Source organism: Pseudomonas sp. PvP001 (assembly GCF_040546375.1).
Classification (GTDB): Bacteria; Pseudomonadota; Gammaproteobacteria; order Pseudomonadales; family Pseudomonadaceae; genus Aquipseudomonas; species Aquipseudomonas coleopterorum.
In genome coordinates this window covers 1183650-1200440 of the sequence record NZ_JBEPNQ010000001.1, presented here as the reverse complement: position 1 = coordinate 1200440, position 16791 = coordinate 1183650, and the positions used below count along the sequence as shown (strand labels likewise).

12 protein-coding genes and 4 tRNA genes are annotated in these 16791 nt (G+C 63.1%); 8 read left to right on the top strand and 8 right to left on the bottom strand.

Annotated elements, in window-relative coordinates:
* Positions 1–154: 154 nt before the first annotated feature.
* From ABMD26_RS05485 to ABMD26_RS05475, 3 genes are all read right to left on the bottom strand, one after another.
* Positions 155–4447 carry a DEAD/DEAH box helicase gene (locus ABMD26_RS05485; RefSeq protein WP_354308513.1) on the bottom strand — a complete coding sequence of 1431 codons (4293 nt, stop codon included), beginning with the start codon at positions 4445–4447 and terminating at the stop codon, positions 155–157.
* 126 nt (positions 4448–4573) lie between these two features.
* Positions 4574–5461, bottom strand: a complete 888-nt coding sequence (htpX, locus tag ABMD26_RS05480) for a protease HtpX (RefSeq protein WP_049861507.1) — start codon at positions 5459–5461, stop codon at positions 4574–4576.
* Positions 5462–5590: 129 nt separating this feature from the next.
* Positions 5591–6802 (bottom strand): pyridoxal phosphate-dependent aminotransferase, encoded by a 1212-nt coding sequence (locus ABMD26_RS05475; RefSeq protein ID WP_122742345.1) that lies wholly within the window; start codon positions 6800–6802, stop codon positions 5591–5593.
* 164 nt (positions 6803–6966) lie between these two features.
* Between ABMD26_RS05475 and msrB the strand changes: the two genes are divergently transcribed.
* Both msrB and ABMD26_RS05465 read left to right on the top strand, forming a co-directional pair.
* Positions 6967–7374 (top strand): peptide-methionine (R)-S-oxide reductase MsrB, encoded by a 408-nt coding sequence (msrB, locus tag ABMD26_RS05470; RefSeq protein ID WP_122741597.1) that lies wholly within the window; start codon positions 6967–6969, stop codon positions 7372–7374.
* Between the two features lie 20 nt (positions 7375–7394).
* Positions 7395–7877: a glutathione peroxidase gene (locus ABMD26_RS05465; protein WP_090356776.1), complete on the top strand. Its 483-nt coding sequence runs from the start codon at positions 7395–7397 to the stop codon at positions 7875–7877.
* An 18-nt stretch (positions 7878–7895) separates the two neighbouring features.
* Here ABMD26_RS05465 and ABMD26_RS05460 read toward each other — a convergent pair whose 3' ends face one another.
* Positions 7896–10205 (bottom strand): response regulator, encoded by a 2310-nt coding sequence (locus ABMD26_RS05460; RefSeq protein ID WP_354308509.1) that lies wholly within the window; start codon positions 10203–10205, stop codon positions 7896–7898.
* Between the two features lie 125 nt (positions 10206–10330).
* Between ABMD26_RS05460 and ABMD26_RS05455 the strand changes: the two genes are divergently transcribed.
* Complete coding sequence (locus ABMD26_RS05455) at positions 10331–11221, top strand: ATP-binding protein (protein ID WP_354308507.1); 891 nt, start codon at positions 10331–10333, stop codon at positions 11219–11221.
* On the top strand, positions 11218–11709 hold the full coding sequence (gene msrC, locus ABMD26_RS05450; protein WP_134721603.1) for a free L-methionine (R)-S-oxide reductase MsrC: 492 nt from the start codon (positions 11218–11220) through the stop codon (positions 11707–11709). Before ABMD26_RS05455 ends, msrC begins: the two co-directional genes overlap by 4 nt.
* A gap of 13 nt (positions 11710–11722) precedes the next feature.
* Here msrC and ABMD26_RS05445 read toward each other — a convergent pair whose 3' ends face one another.
* A complete protein-coding gene (locus tag ABMD26_RS05445; RefSeq protein ID WP_354308504.1) occupies positions 11723–12493 on the bottom strand; it encodes a hypothetical protein in 771 nt (256 codons plus the stop codon).
* A gap of 331 nt (positions 12494–12824) precedes the next feature.
* Between ABMD26_RS05445 and ABMD26_RS05440 the strand changes: the two genes are divergently transcribed.
* From ABMD26_RS05440 to ABMD26_RS05425, 4 genes are all read left to right on the top strand, one after another.
* Positions 12825–12900 (top strand) — tRNA-Glu (locus ABMD26_RS05440).
* 2 nt (positions 12901–12902) lie between these two features.
* Positions 12903–12978: transfer RNA gene (locus tag ABMD26_RS05435), tRNA-Gly, on the top strand.
* Between the two features lie 103 nt (positions 12979–13081).
* A tRNA-Glu gene (locus ABMD26_RS05430) sits at positions 13082–13157 on the top strand.
* 3 nt (positions 13158–13160) lie between these two features.
* Positions 13161–13236 (top strand) — tRNA-Gly (locus ABMD26_RS05425).
* 93 nt (positions 13237–13329) lie between these two features.
* On the opposite strand, the gene ABMD26_RS05420 is transcribed toward ABMD26_RS05425, so the two are convergent.
* The 3 genes from ABMD26_RS05420 to ABMD26_RS05410 form a co-directional block, all read right to left on the bottom strand.
* A complete protein-coding gene (locus ABMD26_RS05420) occupies positions 13330–14196 on the bottom strand; it encodes a TauD/TfdA dioxygenase family protein (protein ID WP_354308502.1) in 867 nt (288 codons plus the stop codon).
* Positions 14197–14258: 62 nt separating this feature from the next.
* Entirely contained in the window at positions 14259–15593 is a 1335-nt protein-coding gene (locus tag ABMD26_RS05415) for an LLM class flavin-dependent oxidoreductase (RefSeq protein WP_354308500.1), read from the bottom strand.
* Between the two features lie 12 nt (positions 15594–15605).
* On the bottom strand, positions 15606–16583 hold the full coding sequence (locus ABMD26_RS05410; protein ID WP_320498236.1) for an ABC transporter substrate-binding protein: 978 nt from the start codon (positions 16581–16583) through the stop codon (positions 15606–15608).
* Positions 16584–16791: the final 208 nt, after the last annotated feature.

Sequence of the window (16791 nt, the reverse complement as noted above, 5' to 3'; positions counted from 1 at the left end):
GGCGGGTTTCGCAACGAATTGCAAAAGTTTGGCTATTACGGAATGTCACAACGCCAAGTTACCGCAGCCCCGTAGCAGCGGCGCAAGCCGCGTCCGGCCTCACCGCGTCTGTTAAGGCACACCGCGTGCACCGATGACGCGGCTTGCGCCGCTGCTACAGGGGGGGATGGATCAGCTGCTGGCGTAGCTCCGTGGTTTCTTCGCTCCAGTACACCGGCTTGCCGGCGATCAAGGCCGCCACGGGCAGTCCGTCGCGGTAGAGCACACGGTTGCTCGGCAACGCTGGCACGGTCTTGTGGATCTGCTGGGGGTCGGCGCCCGGCAATGGCAGCAGGGTACCTGCCAGGTTCAATGGGTCGCTGGCCGAAATGGACACCAGGCTGCCATCCACAGGTCTTTTGCGCACCTCGCGCAGGGCTGGAATGGCCTCTGGCAAGGCGAATTGCTCGCCGGACAAGCCGTCGATGAAACGCCCACCGCGAATCTGTCCGCGCGCCTCCAGTCGCTGCAATGCCCGCAGCAGGTCGCGCCAGCTGGGCAGCCAGTCGGCTTCGCGTTGCAGCAGGCGCCAGAACACTACCCCGTAGCGACGCAACAGCACCAGCGCGATCTGTTCGACGGCTTCATCGGGGGCACTGCCGTTTGCCTGGAGCAAGGCCCAGCGCCCCGCATCGTCCATGCCGCCAATGAAAGCACCGCGACCACGGCGACTGCTGCGCGCCTGACGTTTGCCGGCCGGTGTGATCAGCGCGCGCAATCCGGCGAAACTGTCGGCGTTCACGCGGCCTGCGGCGACCAGTTCCTGCAGCGCGTTCTCCACTTCGGTGCGCAGCAGGCGCACATCGTGTACGAGATCGTCGAAGAACATCGCGCCCTGTGAGGCCAGGGTTTGTTCGACCTTCTGCGCGCGCATGGACAATTCCTGCGGTTGGACTGTCGGCGCCAGACTGCGCCACAGGGGCAGGCGCGCGCGGGGCAGCAGCACGATCGGCGTGCCGCGCAGGGTAGCTCCTTTGCCGCTGCTGGCCAGCCGCGCCCAGACCGTCTTGCCGCTGCGGCAAGCGCGGTCCAGCCACGATGGGTCGTAGCCACGCAGCCGCGCGGGCAGTAGATCGCTCTCCCAGGCGCCAGCCGGGGCGCTGTACCCTTCGAACTGTTCCAGGATTTTGACCAGGGCCGCCTCGCCCTGCAGGCGGGTGCCAGGCGCCAGGCACTGCCAGTCGAGCAGAAAACGCATGAACACCTGCAGGCTGACCGGTTCGATTTCGCGCCGCAGACGCTTCACCGTATAGCGATGGATACGCGCCAGCAGGTGCCGCTCGCACCACTGGGTTTCCTCGATGTGGGTAAGAAACTGGCCGCGCATCACATAACCCTGGGATTCCAGTTCCAGCAGCGCCAGTTCCACCACGGCAGGATGCAGGTTCAGCGGGGCGGCAATATCCCCCAGTCTTTGCGGGCCAAATCCGCTCAAGCGGGCGCGGATCAGCTCCAGCGTCGCACTCTCCTGGGTCCACGTCTGGATCAGATGCGCTGGCACCTGCAGTGCGGGGGATAGCTTGGCGCCGGGGTAGAGGGTTTGCAGGCAGGCCACGCGCTCCAGGGCCAGCCACAGGTGATTGCCATCGCCCAGCGTCAGGCGCGCAGCACGGCCGGTGCGCGCTAGCGTCTTCAACAGCGCCAACTCGCTGGGCTGAACCTCGCGCTCTGCCAAGGCGCCCAGGCTCATCAAGGCTTCGTGCATCTCGTCACCGTTGACGGGGGCGGGCCATGCTTCGGCGGCCACGGCAGCGATCGCGTCCGTGTCCAGTTCACCCATGTCGTCTGCCGAGCGGGGTTCGTCCCAGCGTCGGTTGAGGACTGCCTGGGTGCGTCGCTCTTCCAGCGGCGCGTCGTCGAGGAACGCGTAGGGCCGGGCATTGAGGATAGCCGCCGTCAATGGCGAAGGGCTGGGCAGATCGCGTTGGATGAGGGTGATCTGACCGCTCTCGATGCGCCGCAGCAGGGTCAGCCAGCCCGCGCTGTCCATGGCCTCGTGCAGGCAATCGTCGAGGGTCTGCTGGACCAGCGGGTGATCGGGAATCTCCCGCTCGCCGACGATATTTTCCAGGCAGGCGATCTGGTCCGGGAATACCGTGGCGATCAAATCCTCGCCTTTCATGCGCTGCAGTTGCGGGGCCACCTTGCGTCCGCCGCTGTAGCGGGGCAGGGCCAGGGCCGTCGCCGCGTTCCAGCGCCAGCGCACGCCGAACAGCGGCGCATCGAGCAGCGCCTGGATCAGTATCGATTCAGCGCTGTTGCTGTGCAGGTAATGCCACACCTCCTCCAGCTCGAAGCTGTGACTGGTCGACAGCGACAGCACGATTGCATCTTCGCTGGCGGCCGCCTGCAACTCGAAATTGAAGGTGCGGCAGAAGCGCTTGCGCAGGGCCAGACCCCAGGCGCGGTTGATGCGGCTGCCGAAGGGCGTATGGATGACCAGTTGCGTGGCGCCGGAGGCGTCGAAGAAGCGCTCCATGATCAGGGTGTCCTGCGAGGGCAGGGCGCCCAGCGCCTGACGTGTGCGCGCCAGATAATCGAGCAGTTGCTCGGCGCTGTCCCGGCCCAGGCCCAATTCGTCCTGCAACCAGGGCAGCAACGACTCGACCTGACCTTCGCTGAGCGCCAGGTGTTGGTCGATCGATGCCTGCAATCGCGCCACGCCGGCCGACAGCTCGGCGCTGCGCCCGGGCATTTCGCCGAGCCAGAAGGGGATGTTCGGCGCCTGGCCGTGGGCGTCTTCGACTCTGACCTTGCCGCCTTCGATGCGCAGGATGCGGTAGGAGCGGTTGCCCAGTTGGAAGATGTCGCCGGCCAGGCTTTCCACGGCGAAATCCTCGTTGACGCTGCCGATGCTCAACGCCTGGGGTTCGAGCAGCACCGCGTAGTCGGCGTTGTCGGCAATCGCCCCACCGCTGGTGACGGCGGTCAGCTTGCTGCCGCGTCGACCGCGCAGGGTGCGGGTCACGGCATCGCGATGCACATAGGCTGCACGTACGCCCTGACGTCCGCTGTAGCCCTCGGCGAGCATGCGCAGCAAGCCCTCGAAGCGCGCGTCGTCGAGCCCGGCGTAGGGCGTTGCCTGGCGGAACATCTGCAGCAGCGCCTGCTCCGGCCATTCCTGGCAACTGACCTCGGCGATGATCTGTTGGGCCAGCACGTCCAGCGGTGCCCGAGGAATCTGCAAGGTGTCCAGTTCGCCTCGGCGCACGCAGTCCAGCAGCGCCACGCATTCGATCAGGTCATCTCGCGACGTGGGAAACAGGCGGCCCTTGGGAAAGCCACCGACATGGTGCCCGGATCGACCTACCCGTTGCAGGAACGCGGAGATGGAGCCTGGCGAAGCGATCTGACAGACCAGGTCGACGTCACCGATATCGATACCCAGCTCCAGCGAAGCGGTGGCCACCAATACCTGCAAGTCGCCGCGCTTGAGGCGCTGCTCCGCATCCAGTCGATGCTCCTTGGCCAGGCTGCCATGGTGGGCCGCGACGTGCTCACGGCCCAGGCGCTCGCTCATATGCCGTGCCACGCGTTCGGCCAGGCGCCGCGTATTGACGAACACCAGCGTGGTGCGATGGGCCTGCGCGAGGGCTGCCAGGCGGTCGTAGAGCAGCTCCCAGACATCGTTGGGCATGACTGCGGCAAGCGGCACCGCGGGCACTTCGATCGCCAGGTCCCGAGGCCGCGCGTGGCCGATGTCGACGATCGAACATGCGCGTTGCGCCCCCACCAGGAATTGCGCCACCTGGGCGATGGGCTTCTGCGTGGCGGACAGGCCGATGCGTCGCAAAGGCTGGCTGCACAGCGCCTGAAGACGCTCCAGGCTCAGGGCCAGATGACTGCCGCGCTTGCTGCCGGCCACCGCGTGGATCTCATCGACGATGACCGTGTGCACATCGGCCAGCATGCCTCGGCCCGAGTCCGAACCGAGCAGCACGTAGAGCGATTCGGGTGTGGTCACCAGAATGTGCGGAGGCTGCCGGCGCATGGCGGCGCGCTCCTTCTGCGGCGTGTCGCCCGTACGTACACCGGCGACGATGGTCACCGCGGGCAGGTTCATGGTCGTCAGTTGCTCGGCGATACCCAGCAGCGGACGTTGCAGATTGAGCTGGATGTCGTTGGACAGCGCCTTGAGAGGCGAGACGTACAGCACGGTCGTGCGCTGGGGCAACTGACCCTGGTGCTCCAGGCCCCGTTTTACCAGTTCGTCGAGCACGGCCAGGAACGCCGTCAGTGTCTTGCCCGACCCGGTGGGTGCAGCGATGAGGGTCGAAAGGCCCTGCTGGATCAACGGCCAGGCCTGGGCCTGGGCAGGCGTGACGGCGGCGAAGTGCTGGCTGAACCAGGCGCTTACTGCCGGGTGGAAATGGGCCAGTGGCGAATCAGGGCGTTGAGGTAGGTTCATGATCTATTGATGGGGGGAGGGCGGCGAAGTTGCAAACCAGACAGTGCAAACGGCGCACCGGCTGCCGTATTTTCGACGCCCATGAAAAAGGGCGACTTTCGTCGCCCTCGATCATGCCTGTTGCTTTCAACCGCGACGGCGCAAGGCCTCGATACGGTCTTCAAGCGGCGGGTGAGTCATGAGCAGGCCGGCCAGGCCGTGCTTGAGACCACCGTTGATGCCGAACGCATTCAGCGAATCGGGCATCTGCACCGGAACACCCTGTTCGGAGCGCAGGCGTTGCAGCGCGCCGATCATCGCGTTGGTGCCGGCCAAGCGTGCACCGGCTTCATCGGCGCGGAACTCGCGGCGACGCGAGAACCACATGACGATGATGCTGGCCAGGATACCCAGCACCAGTTCGGCCACGATGGTCGCAATGTAGTAGGCGATACCCTGGCCTTGTTCGTTCTTGAAGATGACCTTGTCGACGAAGTTGCCGATGATTCGCGCGAAGAACATCACGAAGGTGTTCACCACGCCCTGCACCAGCGCAAGGGTGACCATGTCGCCGTTGGCTACGTGGCCGATCTCGTGCGCCAGGACCGCCTTGACCTCATCGGGCGAGAATCGCTCGAGCAGGCCCTGACTGACGGCTACCAACGCGTCGTTCTTGTTCCAGCCGGTGGCGAAGGCGTTGGCCTCGTACGCCGGGAAGATACCGACCTCGGGCATCTTGATGCCCGCCTCGCGGGACAGCTCCTCGACGGTCTGCAGCAGCCATTGTTCGTGACGGGTGCGCGGTTGGGTGATGATCTGCGTACCGGTGCTCATCTTCGCCATCCACTTGGAGATGAACAGCGAAAACAGCGAACCGGCGAAGCCGAACACGGCGCAGAAGATCAGCAGCTGATTGAGGTTCAGATCCACCCCGTTGGCCGCCATGAACCCATTGAAGCCAAACAGGCTCAGGGTAATGCTGGCAATCAGCACCACCGCAAGGTTAGTGGCCAGAAACAGCAAGATGCGCATCATGGTTGTAACGTTCTCCTGACGGATAAAAGTGTTGCGTATGCGCTATATAAGGTGCGCGCCCGGTCGATTCAACCGGGGGACTATTTCAAACTGTGTATATGCAGACGGACACCTGAATACGTTCGGTTTTTACTGGCGATAATTCTTCAGGAAGCGGCCGATGCGACCGATGGCCTGCTCCAGATCATCGACTCGCGGCAGCGTCACCACGCGGAAATGGTCCGGGTTGGGCCAGTTGAACGCAGTGCCCTGGACCACCAGCAGCTTCTCCGACAGCAGCAGGTCGAGCACGAACTTCTCGTCGTTGTGGATCGGGCAGACCTTGGGGTCGATGCGCGGGAACGCGTACAGCGCGCCCATGGGTTTGACGCAGCTGACACCGGGAATGTCGTTGAGCAGCTCCCAAGTGCGGTTGCGCTGTTCCAGCAGGCGACCGTTGGGCAGGACCAGGTCGTTGATGCTCTGGTAGCCGCCCAGCGCGGTCTGGATCGCGTGCTGGCTCGGCACGTTGGCGCACAGGCGCATATTGGCCAGGATATCGATGCCTTCGATGTAGCTCTGGGCGTTGTGCTTGGGCCCCGAGATGGCGATCCAGCCGGAACGGAAACCGGCCACGCGATAGGACTTTGACAGGCCGTTGAAGGTCAGGCAGAGCAGGTCCGGCGCCAGCGACGCGGTGCAGATGTGTACGGCATCGTCATAGAGGATCTTGTCGTAGATCTCATCGGAGAACACCACCAGATTGTGCTGGCGGGCGATTTCCAGCATACCCAGCAGCACTTCCCTGGAGTAGACGGCGCCGGTGGGGTTGTTCGGGTTGATGATCACCATGGCCTTGGTGTTGGGGGTGATCTTGGCCTTGATGTCGTCCAGGTCCGGCCACCAGTTGGCCTGCTCGTCGCACAGGTAGTGCACGGCGTGACCGCCGGCCAGGCTCACCGAAGCGGTCCACAGCGGATAGTCGGGCGCTGGGATGAGGACTTCGTCACCGTTGTTGAGCAGGGCCTGCAGCGACATCACGATCAGCTCGGACACACCGTTGCCCAGGTAGATGTCTTCGATGCCGACACCTTCCACCTGCTTCTGCTGGTAGTACTGCATTACGGCCTTGCGCGCGCTGAACAGCCCCTTGGAATCGCTGTAGCCCTGGGCAGTGGGCAGGTTGCGGATGACATCCTGGAGGATCTCGACCGGCGCCTCGAAACCGAACGGCGCCGGGTTGCCGATGTTCAGCTTGAGGATGCGGTGGCCTTCCTCTTCCAGGCGCTTGGCGTGCTTGAGCACCGGCCCGCGAATGTCATAGCAGACGTTGGCGAGCTTGTTCGATTTGCTGAACTGCATGGTGAGGTCCCGAAAGATGACAAGGCCCGCGCCGGCCCTGAAGATGAAAAAATTGAATCGCTGAAACGCGGGTGACAGACTGCTGTCCAAAGGCGCAATCATACGTGCCGCCCGATCGTTGCAAAAGACACAGATCGGGCTTTTTGAACCGCCGAGGTGTACCGATGGCCAAGCTCACGCGAACCGAACAAGAATGGAAGGAAATGCTCGACCCCGAGCAGTACAACGTCTGCCGGCTGAGTGCGACCGAGCGGCCGTTCACGGGCAAGTACAACGATTTCAAAGGTGACGGAATCTTCATCTGCGTCGCCTGCGATGAGCCCCTGTTCGATTCGTCCACCAAGTTCGATTCCGGCTGCGGCTGGCCGAGCTTCTACGCACCGATCGGCGAGCAGGCGATGGTCGAGATCCGTGACACCAGCCACGGCATGATCCGCACCGAGGTCAAGTGCGCCTCGTGCGAGTCGCACCTGGGTCATGTATTCCCCGATGGACCCAAGCCGACCGGCCTGCGCTACTGCATCAATTCGGTGTGCCTGGATTTCAAGCCGCGGGCCGAACAGCCTGCATGACCCCTGACAAGAAAGCGACCATGAGCAAAGATCTTCTCTCCATCCCATGCATCACCCTGGACGGCCAGCACAAGACGGTCGGCGATTTCGCCGGCAAGGTGCTGCTGGTGGTCAATACCGCCAGCCAGTGTGGTTTCACCCCGCAGTACAAGGGGTTGGAGGAGCTGTGGCAGACCTATCGCAAGCAGGGGCTGGTGGTGATGGGCTTCCCCTGCAACCAGTTCGGCAATCAGGAGCCCGGCGATACGCTGGACATCGTGCAGTTCTGCGAGAAGAACTTCGGCGTTACCTTTCCGATGTTCCGCAAGATCGACGTCAACGGCGAGCTGACCCATCCGCTGTTCGCTCACCTGAAGAAAAGCGCGCCCGGGCTGTTCGGTTCGGAAAAGGTGAAATGGAATTTCACCAAGTTCCTGGTGGCGCCTGACGGCAGCGTCAAACGCTTCGCGCCCTTGACCAAGCCGGCTGACCTGGCCCAGGAGATCGAGCAGGCGCTGGGCTGAAGCGGGTTGGGTGCCTGGCTATTCGGGCACCCATTGGTCGATCAGCATCACCAGTTCTTCACGGCGAAACGGCTTGGCCAGGTAGTCGCTCATGCCGGCGGCGCGACACCGTTCGCGCTCTTCGGGCATGGCGTTGGCGGTCAGCGCCACGATCGGCAACTGTGGCCAGCGGCCGCTGCGACGGATCTGCCGGCTGGCTTCGTAGCCGTCCATGACGGGCATGTTGCAGTCCATCAGCACCAGGTCGAACTCGCGCTTTTCCAGCTCGCTCAGTGCTTCGCCGCCATGGGCGGCCACGGTGACTTCGCACCCCAGCTTGCTCAGCATGCCCTTGGCCACCAGTTGATTCACCGGGTTGTCCTCAACCAGCAGGATGCGTGCGCGCCGCTGTGCACTGCGCCGGTTGGCGACGTTATCGAGCGCTGTCGGCTCGTCACCTACCAAACTGCGCCGCAGCGCCTGATACAGCGCGTTGCGCGCCAGGGGACGCGCCTGCTGCTGCAGCGGCATCAATGCGTTGGCCTGCTCGGTCGGCAGGAAGTTGCCATAGGCGGTCACCAGCAGAATCGGCGCCTGAATGCCTGGGCGCAGACTGAACAGGCAGTCCAGGTTATCGGTGATCACCAGGTCCGGTGCGATGCCGGAGAGGTCCGCGCCCAGGTCGTAGCGCTGGTAATCGATGCCCCACAATGGCAGCACGTCCAGCAACAGCTCCGCCAGACCGCTGCCGGCATGCCCGACCAACACCACCTGGCCACGCAGCAGCGGTGGCACTTGGGCCGGGCTGTGCGCAACCAGCGGCAGGTCGGCGTAAAACTGGCTGCCGAATCCGGCTTCGGAGCTGATGCTCAAGCGGCCCTTCATGGCCTCGCAGAGGTTGTTGGTCAGGGCCAGGCCCAGGCCGGTGCCGCCGAACTGGCGAGTGATGCCGGCGCCGGCCTGGGTGAATGGCTGGAAGATCTTGACCTGGGCTTCCTGAGCGATGCCGATGCCGGTGTCGCTGACTTCGATGCGCACCCCACCTGGCCGGGTATAGAGGCGCACGTCGACCCGGCCGAAGCGAGTGAATTTCAGCGCGTTGGACAGCAGGTTGCTGACGATCTGCCGAACCCGGGTAGGGTCGCCCAGGACCAGTGCCGGAAAATGCGGGTCGATCAGGCAGGTCAGCTCGACACTGGGCGCCGCGTTCTGCGACAGCAGGTTGGCCGTGTCTTCGATCAGCGCGCCGAGGTCGAAAGGGATGCGCTCGAGCTCCAACTGCCCGGCGTCGAACTTGGACAGGTCGAGGATATCGTTGAGCAACTCGACCAGTACCTTGCCCGAGTCGTGCGCGATGGAGAGTTGCTGCCGCTGTTCGGCATTGAGCGGGCTGTCCAGCGACAGGGCGATCATGCCCAGCAACCCGTTGAGCGGGGTGCGAATCTCGTGGCTCATGTTGGCCAGAAACGAGGCGCGTGCCTGGGCCATGTCCAAGGCCGTACGGCGCGCTTTCTCCAGCTCTTCGTTGGACATGCTCAGGCGGGTATTGCTGGCCTTGAGCTCGGTGGTGCGTGCCGAGACGATGTTTTCCAGCTCGCCCAGGTACTCGGTCAGGCGGTTCTCGGCGCTGCGCCGCTGCTGGATTTCCGTGGCCATGCTGATGAACTGCTGGTTGGCGACTTTTACCAGCACGCCGATCTCGTCATGTTCGTGGCCCGGGGGATAGTCCAGGCGCGCCGGTTTGGGTTGGTGCGGATCGCTGTTGCTCAACGCGCGGATGACCCGGTTCAGTGGCTTGGTCAGCATCACGTAGAAAAAGCCCAGGAGCAGGGCGGTGAGCAGCGCCGTGCGCAGGAAGCCGCTGGCCAAGGTGATTTCGGCACGGCGCAGGAAGCGGTTGCCGATGGCGAAGGTGTCGACGGTCAACTGCAGCGTGCCCAGGCGGTCGTCGGGCATGTGCGAGAGGAACAGCGGGTCTTCGTACTGGCGTTGGGCATCGAAGAGGATGTCGCTGATGAAGCGGTAGCTGCTTTCCAGGCGTGGCCGCTGCACGCTGGCGAGGATGTTGCCAGTGTTGTCCGTCAGCCGTGCAGCGGTGATCGACTCCGATTGCAACAGGCCCAGGGTCAGTTCCTTGGCCAGTTCGGCGTCGATGTTGTAGGCGATGCGCGAGGCGGGGTTGTGGCTGATTTCCAACAGTGAACGCATTTGCCGATCGATGGTTTGATCGACGATGGCATAATCGATGCCGATCTGGATAACGCTGAGCAAAGCCCCCAGAATGAAGCCGACCAGTACCGTCAAGCGGGCTTGTTTATAGGACAGCCGCTGGGTGAATTTTATATCCATGGATACTGGGCCAATTTCCATTCCGTGCGCAGGGCCAAAGCATGGACCATGTCTGTGCGCCGTAGTGTGCGACGGCATGTCCCCTTGCCGAACCTTTTACACGCAACTTGCCTTGAGGAAAAGTCGTGGACTCTCGTTTGAATGCCTTTCTTGAGCGCGCCGAATCCGTACTGGCGCGGCTCGAGCCGCTGCTGCCTGCGCTGCGCCCTGAAATCGACTGGCACCAGTGCCTGGCTGCGCGTTGGCAGCGCGAGGGCCGCAGCGGCTATCTGCTGCCGCTGGAGGTCAGCCTGGACCTGCGCCTGAGCGATCTGATCGGGGTCGATCAACAGCGCCAGCAGCTGGCACGCAACACGCAGCAATTCCTCGACGGCCATCCGGCCAACCATGCGCTGCTGTGGGGGTCGCGCGGCACGGGCAAATCGTCGCTGGTGCGGGCGTTGCTTGCCGAGCATGCCGCCGTGGGCTTGCGCCTGATCGAGATCGAGCGTGACCACCTGGCCGATCTGCCGCGGGTGGTCGAGCAGTTGCAGAAGCTGCCGCAGCGCTTCGTGCTGTTTTGCGATGACCTGTCGTTCGAGGCGGGTGAGGGCGATTATCGGGTGCTCAAGAGCGTGCTTGACGGTTCGCTGGAGCAGGCGCCGGACAACGTGTTGCTGTACGCCACGTCCAACCGCCGGCACCTGGTTCCCGAACATCAGAGCGACAACGACAACTGGTCCCGGGTCGACGGCGAGTTGCACCCCAGCGAAGCGGTCGAAGACAAGATCGCCCTGTCGGACCGGTTCGGTCTGTGGTTGTCGTTCTATCCCTTCACCCAGGAGCATTTCCTGCGCGTGGTGGAACACTGGATCGGCGAGCTCGCCCGTGACAGCGGCCTGCAATGGTCCCGTGACGAGCAACTGGATATCCTCGCCGTGCGCTGGGCCACTGGCCGCGGCAACCGCAATGGCCGCTGCGCCTATCAATTCGCCCGCTACTGGGTGGGTCTCAAACTGTTGGAGCAACAACCATGATCGATCTGCACGCCGCAGGCGCGGGGCTGGAAGGCTACCGTATGCTGTGCGCTCAACTGGAATCGCTGCTGGCCGACGAGCGTGATTTCGTCGCCAATGCGGCGCAGTTTTCGGCATTTCTGTTCAATCAGGTCGATGACCTGAACTGGGCGGGTTTCTATCTGAACCGCAATGAGGAACTGGTGCTCGGGCCTTTTCAGGGGCAGGTGGCGTGCGTGCGCATCCCGTTCGGCCGTGGCGTGTGCGGTGCGGCTGCAGCCAGCCGCAAGACCCAGCGAGTGGAGGACGTGCATGCGTTCCCTGGCCACATCGCCTGTGACAGCGCGTCGAACAGCGAGCTGGTGATCCCGCTGCTCAAGGACGGCAAGCTGATCGGTGTGCTGGACCTGGACAGCCCGCGCCTCGCACGCTTCAGCGAAGCCGACCAACAGGGTCTGGAACAACTGGCGGCGATCTTCCTGCAATCGACCGACTGCAGCCGCTACTGAAGCGCGACCGCTTTCAGTCGTAGTTGGCTTTCTTCTGGAACGGGTCTTCCTTCTCGTCGGCTTTCAAACCGTCGGTGAGTTCGTTGACCTCGTCTCCGGTAGGCTCCATTTCGCTGAGGACCATGGCGTTGGTGCGCTTGAGCATCTTCTGCAGGTATTGCAGTTGCTCCTGGTAGAGCACGGCGTCGGGTTGACTCTTGAGGTATTGCACGCCGCGCTCGAAGGCCAGGCGGGCGCGACCCGGCAGGCCCTCTCCCAGCAGTTGCTGGCCCAGGTTATTGAAGAACTCGATGTGCAGCAGCACGAGGATGCCGCGGATTTCGTTCGCCCAGTGTTTGGTCTCGACGGTGCTGAGGAAGCCTTCCTGCCCGGCCCGGGTTACCTGGGCGTGCAGGGCTTCGAGCAGGAAGCGCACTTCCTTGGCTCGGTCTTCGGTCATGATCGGGAGAGGAGGGTTATTGATGGCAATGTCATCGCCCTTGGCGATTTCCGCCTGCAGAGCTTCCAGGCGAGTCTTGAGCGGTGCGTCCTGCTTGTCGAGCTGCAGCAGGCGCTGGCTGATGTTGAGTTCCAGTCGCGCGAGCAGCTGCTTGAGGGCAGGGGTCATCAGTTGACCGGGGAACGTCTCGTCGATACGGCCACAGCGGCGCAGGCGGTCGGTGAGCTCGAGCTTGTCGCGCGCCTTGGCCAGCTTGTTGCTCTCGACCATATTGTTGAGCAGGCCGATGACGATAAGGATGGCGATCCCCGTTACGATGAACAGGGTGATCATGAGTGGAGTCACCGGGGAGCTCTCGAGGTGGAATGAAGTTCAAGTGTAGGGCCGCTGTGCTGACACGGGTAGCCTAACCCGCTCGCCGCAGCCATGGGGTGCTTATGGAGGGGGTGTGGCAACTATGGCTTTGTGCTACTAACGGTGTCAAAAGCTTATTGGTCCTCCTGAGCATTGCCGCTTGGCAGTGGCCTGCCACAGGGCCTGTAAAGCGCAGTGAAGTCATTGATTTAAATAAATTTATAACAGGGGGTTGACGACCCTCGAAAGCATCCATAGAATGCGCGCCACTTGCAGCGTAAAGCACACAGCGAAGCGCGGCAGGGAGTGAATGTTGTAGCGTGTCCCCTTCGTCTAGTGGCCTAGGACACCGCCCTTTCACGGCGGTAACAGGGGTTCGAGTCCCCTAGGGGACGCCATTGCGGGAATAGCTCAGTTGGTAGAGCACGACCTTGCCAAGGTCGGGGTCGCGAGTTCGAGTCTCGTTTCCCGCTCCAGTTTAAGCAGTGTGGCTCTCGGGCGGCACTGAGTGAAACCAGTATCCAGTCTTCGGACATGGGTCTGGGCGCCGGAATACACACCATGTGTTTCGGTCAGCGTGTCCCCTTCGTCTAGTGGCCTAGGACACCGCCCTTTCACGGCGGTAACAGGGGTTCGAGTCCCCTAGGGGACGCCATTTGCGGGAATAGCTCAGTTGGTAGAGCACGACCTTGCCAAGGTCGGGGTCGCGAGTTCGAGTCTCGTTTCCCGCTCCAAATTCAATGAAAACGCCGCTCAGCAATGAGCGGCGTTTTTGTTTGTGCGTGTTAGCGAGCCGATCGTAGGAGCGGTCATCGGCCGCGAAGGGTTCAGCGCGATTTATCCGGATCAGCCCGGCGTCGATGGGGAATGTCATCGTCGGCGATCAGTACCCGTTCCATCACGCGCGGGAAATCACCGTAGTTGTAGACCGGATAGTGCAGGGCGGCGCGGTTGTCCCAGAACGCTACATCGCCCGGCTGCCACTTGAAGCGCAGTTGGTATTCGGGGTTGCTCACTTCCTTGAGCAGCAGGCCGACGATCTCGCGGCTTTCCTCCAGTGACAGGCCGAGAATCTGCGGCGACATCGAAAAATTGATGAACAGGGCATCTTCACCCGTTTCGGGATGGGTACGCACCAGCGGGTGCGCGAGGATCGGATAGTTGTAGCCGACCTTGTCCAGCGAGGATTTGAAGTTGTGGGTGACGAAGGCGTTGTCGATGCGTTCGCGCAGCGCCGTCGGCAGGCTGCGGTACACCAGTCCCGTGTCTGCCCACAGCGTGTCGCCGCCGGTTTCGGGCAGCGACACGGCGCGCAGCACGGCGCCGAAGGTGGGTTTGAGCATCCAGCTGGTATCGGTGTGCCAGCGCCCCTTGCGGGCATCGCCATAACGGTCGCGGGCTTCGCTGGCCAGGATCAGGTGAGCGTTGGGCCGCTCGTGGTCCTGTTTCTGAGTGGTTGGATGCTGATAAAGCTCGCCGAATTGGCGAGCGAAGGCCAACTGCTGGGCGGTATCGATGTGCTGGTCACGGAAAAACAACACTTTGTGCCTGAGCAGCAACGCACGTATCTGGTCACGGGTTTGCGCGTCGAGAGGGTGGCGCAGATCGACGCCTTCGATCTGCGCGCCGATGGTCGGCTCCAGGGCGATGGCGTGGATCGCCGTGGCGGGGCGATGTACTTTTTCGGCAAACATGGCAGGTGTCCTTTGCAATCGAGTGCCGGAGCCCACGGCCACGGCGGGTGGGAAATCGGTTATCAGGCCACTTCTTCGTTGCGGCGCAGGGCCGCGTTGCGATTGACCGGCACCTCGAGGCCGAGGTTGTCGCGCAGGGTCAGGCCGGGGTACTCGGTGCGCAACAGGCCGCGTTGCTGAAGGATCGGCACCACGTAGCGGGTGAAGTATTCGAGGCCGTCGGGCAACAGCGAGTTGATGATGAACCCGTCGGCGGCGTGGCCCTCGAACCAGGCTTGCACGGCGTCGGCAACCTCTTCCGGCAGGCCGACGAAATCCCGTTCGGGCATGGCAAAGCGCAGGGCCACTTCGCGCAAGGTGAGGTGCTCGTCACGGGCCAGTTGCTTGATCCGCTCGGACGTACCCTTGTGGCTGTTGGCGCCCAGGTCGCCGAGGTCGGGGAAGGGGGCGTCCAGATCGTGGCCGCTGAAGTTGTAGTCGTTGAACGGGCGGCCCAGGGCAACGATGGCGTCTTCGATGCCGACCAGGTCTGCGGCCTCTTGATAGCGACGCTCGACCTCTTCGCGATCACGCCCGGTGATCGGGCTGATGCCCGGCAGGACGAACAATTTGTCCGGATTGCGACCGGCGCTTGCAGCGCGTTGTTTGAGGTCCTGGTAATAGGCGCGCGACTCGGTGAACGACTCGTGTCGGCAGAAGATCGCATCGGCGTTCTGGGCGGCGAAATTGCGGCCGTCTTCGGAAACACCGGCCTGGAAAATCACCGGTTGGCCCTGGCGCGAACGAGCGATGTTCAGCGGTCCCTTGACCTGGAAGAACTCACCACGATGGTTCAGGGCGTGCAGTTTGCTGCGGTCGAAGAACTCGCCGGTGGCCTTGTTGCGGGTGAAGGCGTCGTCCTCCCAGGAATCCCACAGTCCCTTGACCACATCCACATGTTCCCGGGCGATCTTGTAGCGCACGGCATGGGTTGGATGCTCGGCCTTGCTGAAGTTGTCGGCGGTGCCTGAAAGCCACGAGGTGACCACGTTCCAGCCGGCGCGGCCGCCGCTGATGTGGTCGAGAGAGGCCAGTTGCCGGGCGACCTGGTAGGGCTCGGTGTAGCTGACCGTGATGGTGGCGACCAGGCCGATGTGCTCGGTGGTGGCGGCCAGCGCCGAGAGCAGGGTCAGCGGCTCGAAGCGGTTGAGGTAATGGGGGCTGGAGCGTTCGTGGATGTGCAGGCTGTCGGCGATGAAGGCGAAGTCGAAGCGGGCGTCTTCGGCCAGCCGCGCCTGGTGTTGGTAGTAACGCAGGTTGGTACTGGCGTCGGCCAGCGCCTGCGGATGCCGCCACTCGCCCCAGCCGTGCCCTACGCCGTGGATCATGGCGCCCAGTTTCAGTTGTCGTGTGCTCATGGAAATCTCCTGTTATGGCGCGCTGGCCAGCGGGGTCTGGGTGGGTGCGCGGAAGTCGTTGAAGTGTTTGTCAAAGCCTTGGGCAACCTTGACTGGCTGCGCCAGCACGCCTTCTTCCAGATAGATGTCGGCGGTCTGCTGCAGGTCGGCGATCACCGCGTCGGTGATCTCGGCGCGCGTGTAGCGGGTCTCGTTGACCGAGGCCAGGTGCACCGCCAAGGGCAGGCGGGTGACCTGGGCCTGAGCGGCGGCGAACTCGTCGTGGTGGGTGTTGGCCCACTGGTAGGCACGCTCCAGGCGCACGACGAAGTCCTCGACCTGAGCGCGCTTGGTTTCGGTGGCCTGCTGGGTGGCCACCAGGTAGGTGTTGTTGGTCAGCAGGTCGGTGCCCTTGCGCAGGATGCGGGCGTTGCCCTGGTTCAGCGCGATGGTGGTGTAGGGGTCCCAGGTCGACCAGGCGTCGGCATCGCCGGATTGCAGCGCGCCCTGGGCGTCGCTGGGCAGCAAATTGACGAAGGTGATGTCGGAGGTTTTCAGGCCCGCGTCACGCAGGGCCTTGATCACCAGGAAGTGGCCGATGGAACCGCGGTTGGTGACCACGCGCTTGCCCTTGAGGTCGGCAACCGACTGCAGTGGCGAGTCCTTGGGCACCAGGATGGAGGTGGTGTAGCGGCCTTCGAAATGGGTGATGCTGACGGCTTTGAGCGGCGCGCCGGAACCCAGGGCGAATACGTAAGGCGCATCGCCCAGGTAACCCACGTCCACCGCACCGGCGTTCAGCGCTTCGCCCAGGGGCGCGGCGGCGGCGAACTCGGAAAACTCGATGGGGTAGGGGACGTCCTTGAGTTCGCCCGCTGCGGTGAGCAACAGCTTCAGGCTGGATTTCTGATTGGCGACGCGCAACGGTTCGAGCTTGTCGGCCCAGGCCAGCGGGCCTGTGGCCAGCAGCCCCACGGCCAGAACGAAGGAAAGGACACGGGAACGGGTCATGGACAGCGACTCCTGAAGAGAGATTGAGTTACCTCCACCGGGCAAGGGGTCGGTCTGGGTTCAAACTAAAGCTCTAAAGGCGCGCTGTGAAATGACATTTAGTTCTATGTTAATTATTCTTTTTGTGGATTTATCTAGCGTCTGTTTATGCGTATTGCGCATATTGTGATCCTGTCCCACTCACTGCATCCCCGTAGGAGCGGTCATC